The 6913-nt window shown below is 36.2% G+C and carries 7 protein-coding genes; all 7 read left to right on the top strand.

The window, feature by feature from the left end; all coding sequences use genetic code 11:
- Positions 1 to 114 precede the first annotated feature (114 nt).
- The 7 genes from V4T18_RS13025 (at position 115) to V4T18_RS12995 (ending at position 6905) form a co-directional block, all read left to right on the top strand.
- Positions 115 to 585 carry a MaoC/PaaZ C-terminal domain-containing protein gene (locus V4T18_RS13025; RefSeq protein ID WP_332649981.1) on the top strand — a complete coding sequence of 157 codons (471 nt, stop codon included), beginning with the start codon at positions 115 to 117 and terminating at the stop codon, positions 583 to 585.
- A gap of 51 nt (positions 586 to 636) precedes the next feature.
- Entirely contained in the window at positions 637 to 1344 is a 708-nt protein-coding gene (locus tag V4T18_RS13020) for a response regulator transcription factor (protein ID WP_332649979.1), read from the top strand.
- Positions 1341 to 2885: a two-component system histidine kinase PnpS gene (gene pnpS, locus V4T18_RS13015; RefSeq protein ID WP_332649977.1), complete on the top strand. Its 1545-nt coding sequence runs from the start codon at positions 1341 to 1343 to the stop codon at positions 2883 to 2885. The genes V4T18_RS13020 and pnpS overlap by 4 nt, the downstream gene beginning before the upstream one ends.
- Positions 2886 to 3106: 221 nt before the next feature.
- The gene (gene hflK / locus V4T18_RS13010; RefSeq protein ID WP_332649975.1) at positions 3107 to 4078 is read left to right on the top strand and encodes an FtsH protease activity modulator HflK; all 972 of its coding nucleotides are present in this window, start codon (positions 3107 to 3109) and stop codon (positions 4076 to 4078) included.
- On the top strand, positions 4075 to 5103 hold the full coding sequence (gene hflC, locus V4T18_RS13005) for a protease modulator HflC (protein WP_332649973.1): 1029 nt from the start codon (positions 4075 to 4077) through the stop codon (positions 5101 to 5103). Before hflK ends, hflC begins: the two co-directional genes overlap by 4 nt.
- A gap of 355 nt (positions 5104 to 5458) precedes the next feature.
- A complete protein-coding gene (locus V4T18_RS13000; RefSeq protein WP_332646081.1) occupies positions 5459 to 5584 on the top strand; it encodes a hypothetical protein in 126 nt (41 codons plus the stop codon).
- 208 nt (positions 5585 to 5792) lie between these two features.
- On the top strand, positions 5793 to 6905 hold the full coding sequence (locus V4T18_RS12995) for an ATP-grasp domain-containing protein (protein ID WP_332649971.1): 1113 nt from the start codon (positions 5793 to 5795) through the stop codon (positions 6903 to 6905).
- Positions 6906 to 6913: the final 8 nt, after the last annotated feature.

The following is a 6913-nucleotide window of genomic DNA, read 5'->3' as shown; positions in this document are numbered from 1 at the left end:
ACGCGTGACAAGCACGCTATGATCCTTTCTCCAGCGCTTGTCGGGGCTAAACGGGGCGCTTGCGCATTTCGGATGATACGAGTTCGATTGTACTTTTAGAAGAAAATTGTTACTATGATATTAATCTCATGTAAAGGGGTTGCTGCTGTATTGTTAGGAAGGAAGAGCAGACTAGGTAAGAGGGTTCATGAAATAAGAATTGGTGAGAAATTGCATTTAACAGAAACGATTGAAGATAAAGATTTACTTCTTTATTTAGGTTTAACAAATGATAATAATCCTCTGTATATTCAGCATGATTATGCATCGGATACGCCATTTGAAAAACCTATTGTTCCAACAATTATGTTGAATGGTATTATTACCTCGGCTATTTCTAAGCACATGCCGGGACCTGGCTCGCATATTCGTGAACAAAACATTACTTTCTTGAAGCCTGTATATCATTATGAAACGATTGACTTTTTGCTAAAGGTTGAAAGAGTGGATAGGGCTGAAAATTTAGTAGATGTTAGTGTAAGAGGATTTAACAATGAAAAGCAACCTATAATTGAAGGGCTTATAAAAGTCTATCCTCCTTATTAAAGGGACTGGTTTGAAATGGGGGTTTCAAATCAATTTTGGAGGTACAAAAATATGTCAAAGACGATTTTAGTTGTAGAAGATGAATTATCGATTGCAACACTTTTAAAGTACAATTTAGAGCAAGCTGGATATACTGTATTGCTTGCGCATGATGGTAAGGATGGATTAGATATTGCGGTTGCAAAGCAGCCTGATTTAATTCTCTTGGATGTAATGCTGCCAACCCTAGATGGAATGGAAGTATGTAAGGAGCTACGAAGTTTAAGGAAAAATATCCCGATTATTATGTTAACTGCACGGGACGATGAGTTCGACAAAGTACTGGGCTTAGAGCTAGGGGCAGATGATTATATGACAAAGCCCTTTAGTCCCCGTGAGGTTATTGCCCGAGTTAAGGCTGTGCTGCGACGTTTTATGCCAATGCCTATAGAGGAAACAGTAAAAGAAGAAATTTCCTATGAATACGGAGAACTAAAAGTATTTCCGGATCGATTTGAAGCATTTTTAGGGGAACAGTCTTTAGAGTTTACACCTAAGGAATTTGAGCTTCTTGTCTATTTATTAGAAAATAAAAATCGTGTGCTAACACGTGATCAGCTATTAAGTGCCGTATGGAATTATGATTTCGCTGGCGATACGCGAATTGTTGATGTGCACATAAGCCATTTACGTGAAAAAATTGAAGAGAATAGCAGAAAACCGCTGTTTATAAAAACGATTCGTGGATTAGGTTATAAATTTGAGGAGCCGAAAAAATGAAAAAATCCATGAGCAACCGATTATTTTTTCCATTTGTATTTTTAGTAGGCTTTATTTTAGCTGTCCTTGGCTTTGTCATAGGTCAGCTTTTTCCTTTTTTTATTAATACGTATATCGTTGAAAATACTGACGAGGCCAAGCAGGAAATGCTTCAAATTATTGAAGATCGAGATATTCAGTTATCTGAACCCGATAAACAGGAGCTGCTTGAGACGTATGATTTACGCTTAGACGAGGAATTTATTGCCACACTAAAAACAAAATTAGCCTTTGTGCTTTTATTCTTATTATCACTATCATTTATTTTAATTAGTCTTGTTACAAAAAAAATGCTTCAAAATTTTGTTGAGCCGATTGAAAATGTCACCCGAACAGCAAGAGAGCTAGCAATTGGGAATTATCGTGCTCGCGCATTTGCAACTGGACCAAAAACTATTGTTGAATTGAGAAATTCTATCAACATATTGGCCCGTAATTTGCAGGATATTACGAAAACACGTGAAATAGAAGAAGAGCGTCTAAAAACATTAATTGAAAATATGGGTAGTGCGCTTATGATGATTGATCGTGGGGGAAGTATTTCTATTGTAAATAGATCGTTTATTGAAAGCTTCGGTCTCGATATTAATGAAGTAAGTGGGAAAAATTTTTTATCTGTAAATTTACCGGTGGAACTAGAGAAATTCATTGACTACGTATTTTTAACGGAATTACCTTATCAAAAACAGCTCCAAATGGAACTACAGCAAGAAATAACATATAAATTTGCCTACGGAGCGCCTGTTGTTGGGGAACATGGTCGCTGGCTAGGAGTCGTCATTGTTATGCACGATGTTTCGGAGCTTGTACGACTAGAGCAAATTCGAAAAGATTTTGTGGCGAATGTGTCTCATGAGCTGCGCACACCAATTACATCAATTAAAGGATTTACTGAAACACTTTTAGATGGAGCCTATAAGGATGAAAATATGGCACTTTCTTTTTTAGAAATTATAAATAATGAAAGTAATCGTCTGCAAATGCTCATTCAGGACTTGCTTGAGCTATCGAAAATTGAGCAGCATGGGTTTTCAGTTGATATTATCCCAACAAGCTTACAGGAAGTATTAGTTCGTGTCGTCAATTTAACAAATCAACGAAAAGAAGAAAAAAATATGCGATTTTCAGTTGATATTGCCCGAGATGTAAAGGTTCAAGGTGATGCTAATCGTCTTATTCAAATTTTTACGAATTTAATTTACAATGCTATCCTATATTCACCTGAAGAAACGACGATATCTATTCGAGTAATGGAGCAAGGAGAATTCGGGGTTGTAGAAGTAAGCGACGAAGGGGTAGGTATTCAAAAAAATGAAATTCCTCGTATTTTTGAGCGCTTTTATCGTGTAGACCGAGCTCGTAGTCGAAATTCCGGTGGAACGGGACTTGGTTTAGCGATTGTTAAGCATTTAGTAGAAGCTCATCAAGGCAAAGTTCAAGTCGAGAGTGAGTTTGGTAAAGGAACTACGTTTAGAATACTCTTACCGCTATCCTCGTCTTAACAAATAATTTACAATAGCTAAATAGTATCTTAAAAGACGGGGCGTATAGTTCTCTTTAGAAACCCCCCGTTTCAGATTATCGGAAAATTAAATTTTGAGAGTATAGTAATAGTGAGCAGCCCCCTAACTGCTCACTATTTTTATATTTTTCGAAACTTTTAGTTAGATAGACCGTAATACAGTTATACGATTTTTTTTATACATAAGAGGGAGGTTTTTATATGAGTGTAAAGCGTACCTTATTATCTGTTGCGCTCGCTTTATTTGTTATTTTAGGCTTACTGGCCGCAACAACATCATGGTATACGGTGGATGAATCAGAGCAAGCGGTTGTTATTACATTCGGGCAAGCGGATGAAATTATTACAGAATCGGGACTTCATTTTAAAATGCCGTGGCCTATTCAAAAAGTAGAGGTGCTTTCAAAGGGAACAAAAAGCTTAACTTTTGGTTATACACAAAATGATGATGGAGAAATGGAATTAAAGGATAAAGAAACGAGAATGATTACTGGGGATGAAAATATAGTCCTTACAGATTTAGTCGTTCAATGGCGAATAGTTGATCCGAAAAAATATTTATTTAGCTCACAGGACCCTGAAAAGATACTTCATAGTGCTACATCAAGCGCTATTCGCTCAGTTATTGGGAGTTCAAAAATTGATGCAGCCCTAACAGATGGTAAGGCGGATATTGAGAAAAGTACGCGAGATTTACTCGTAACACTAGTAGATAAATATGATATTGGTATTAGTATTTTAGCAGTAAAGCTTCAAGATGTAGAGCTACCAAATGCTGATGTTCGCGCAGCGTTTATGGCTGTTACAGATGCTCGTGAGATGAAAAATACGAAAATTAACGAGGCAGAAAAATATACAAACCAGCGCATTAGTGAGGCGGAAGGTGAAAAGGACGCCATTATTTCACGTGCTGAAGGGGAAAAAATCGCCCGTATCCAGCAGGCAAAAGGGGAAGTTGCAGTATTTAACGAGCTGTATAAGCAGTATGCAAATAATAAAGAAATTACACGAGAACGTTTAGTGCTTGAAACGCTAGAAAACGTGCTGCCCAATGCACAAATTTATATTATGAATGATGATGGTGAAACGTTGAAATATTTACCGATTCAGCCTCCTCAAGCGGCTACACCAGCCAATAACGAAGAAAAAACTGAGGGGAGTGAAAAACAATGAGCAATGATAACAATAAATACGATGGCGACCTAGAAAAGTTTATCCGAAACCTATTCGGCGAAAAGGCTAAAAAATCGAACAGTGATAAGGTTGTTGATATGGATAGCGGGAAGATTAAAAAAACGAAGCAGCCAATCGATATGCGAAAATGGACAAAATCAATTATTGCCTTTACTGTTATTTTCGCGATCATCATTATCGCATTAGCAAATGTTTATATTGTAAAGGAAAATGAATATCGTGTTGTTCGTCAGTTCGGTGAAGTAGTGAAATATGAGGATACACCAGGGCTTCATATGAAAATACCATTTATTCAGCGAATTGAAACCCTTCCAAAAAACTTAATGATTTATGATGCAATGCAGGAAGAGGAAATTAGTACGTTTGATAAAAAACGAATTATTGTTGATAATTACACAGTTTGGCGTGTAACGGATCCAAAAGCGCTTATTTCAAACGCAGGGACTTTAGTGAATGCCGAAAGTCGTATGGAAGAAAACATCTACTCGGTCATTCGTATTGAGCTTGGACAGCTGAACTATGAAGATATCATTAATGATGAAAATTCAGAGCGCGGTAGTATTAATGATCGTGTCACTGCTCGTGTAAATGAGCTGCTAGCACAGGATAATTATGGTATTGAAGTAGTAGACGTTCGAATCCGACGTACAGATTTACCTGCAGAGAATGAACAATCTGTATATACGCAAATGATTTCAGACCGAGAATCTATTGCTCAGAAATATTTATCTGAAGGTGATGCGGCGAAAAACCGTATGATCGCTCAAACAGATCAAAAGGTGCAGGAAATGCTTGCAACAGCGAAAAAGGACGCAGCACTCATTACAGCTGCTGGGGAAGCAGAGGCAGCTAAAATATACAATGAGGCGTTCTCGAAGGACCCACAGTTTTATTCATTATATCGAACACTAGAATCATATAAAAAGACAATCGGAGAGGATACAGTTATCATCCTTCCATCCGATTCACCGTATGCTAAAATTTTATCAGGTTATACGGACTAAAAGAGAAACTCGCAAAGGCTGCTTAAAGGCTGTTGCGAGTTTTTTATTGTTTAATGAGAGGAAATGAAATGCCTTGGCTGTTATTCGCTGTTGGGCTAGGTCACATACTAGTCTTGTTCATCTATATGGCATTTTACTCAGTCAATTTAAGAACTATAATGACATTTGCTCTTTCAATAATAACAGTATTCGTCTTGTTCATTAGTAATTACTTCTTTGATGGTCTTAAAAATAATAAAAAAATCACGCGTGTTGATTTACCTCTTATTGTTAAAGAGAAAATTGGAATACGTTGATTTCCGCTACGGCTGACTCGCTTTCCGCAGGCACGGCTTCAACTAATTTCTTTCGGCTAATGCCGAAAGAAATGGATTTTCAGCTCGTGCTGTTCCTGCTGGAGTCGAGTCGCCTTCGCTCCAATCAACGAGCAAGCGCCTTTTTATTAATCATTTCACTAAAAAGCACGTTTATGATCTACTAGTATTTGTATAATCAACACATCTGTAAAAAAATATGTAAATTAAGTCAATTTAGCGTATTTCACACTTTGTGATGCGCTTTTTTAATTATATTAAGAAAATAATTACCTTTTTGCCCTAAATTATGTATAATGTTCTTTAGGTTAAAAGTCATTATTTTTTAACTTTGTATAATAAGTCTATGTATCTATTTCGGAAAGGGAGATTAACTTGATTCTACTAGATACCTCTTATGTATCTCCACTACTAATTAATACGCTATCTCAAACAGAAAAACCAATTTATGATGTAACGCATCAACAATTTTTAAAAGGAGACTTTGCTTTTCGGGCTTTTGGTCAGGATCATTCAATTATCATGAACGCTGAAATTGGAGTAAATACATTGAATGAATTTTTACCCGACCATAATCTAACGAAGATGGCGAATTTATTTAAAAATAAATTGGCGTTTCGAAAATCATTAGCTTCGAAATATCCAGACTTCTTTTTTCAATCCTGTTCACTAAAAGAACTAAAGCAATTACGTGTAAGTGAATTACCTTATCCGATTATTGTGAAACCTATTTTTGGTTATGGCAGTGAGGGTGTTAATAAAATTAATAACAGCCAGGCGATGACGAATTATATTAACACGTTAGCAGAGAATAGAATAGTCGATGAAAGGTTCATACTGGAGCAATATATTGAAGGAAATGAATATGCGATTGATTGTTACTATAATGAGCATGGTGAAGCAGTCATTCTGAATGTATTTACTAGAAGCTTTAAGGATAGTAATGATGTGGGGGACAGAATTTATTTTACTAGTAAAGAAGTAATTCGTTCAACAATCCCTATGTTTACTCAATACATACAGCATTTTGGTGAAAATTATAGATTGAAAAATATTCCCATCCATATCGAGCTTCGAGTAACACCTTCAAACGATATCATCCCTATTGAAATTAATCCACTACGTTTTGCAGGCGAGGGAACAACAGAGCTAGGCTACTATGCGTATCAAATTAATCCATATGATTATTACATACATAATCAAAAACCAGATTGGGATAAGGTTATAGCGGAAATGGATGATGCTATTTATAGCTTTACTTGTGCAGAGATTGAAAAAGAGATGGAGCCATCCATAATTGACGTAATCGATCATGATGCGCTAAAGAAAGAGTTTAATGAAATACTTAGCTATCGCGTATTACCTTTAATCGGTCGATCTACATTTGCGGTCATCTTTTTCAAAAGTCCAAATGTGCAAGAACATGGACATATTTTACATCTAGATTTTCAGCAATTTATTAAATGTAAACATTATCAATTACAGTGAGGGGCTAA

Origin of the sequence: Lysinibacillus sp. 54212 (genome assembly GCF_036662795.1) — a bacterium.
Lineage (GTDB): Bacteria > Bacillota > Bacilli > Bacillales_A > Planococcaceae > Lysinibacillus_B.
The sequence above is the reverse complement of the archived record's forward strand: the minus strand, read 5'-3'. Positions and strand labels throughout refer to the sequence as shown.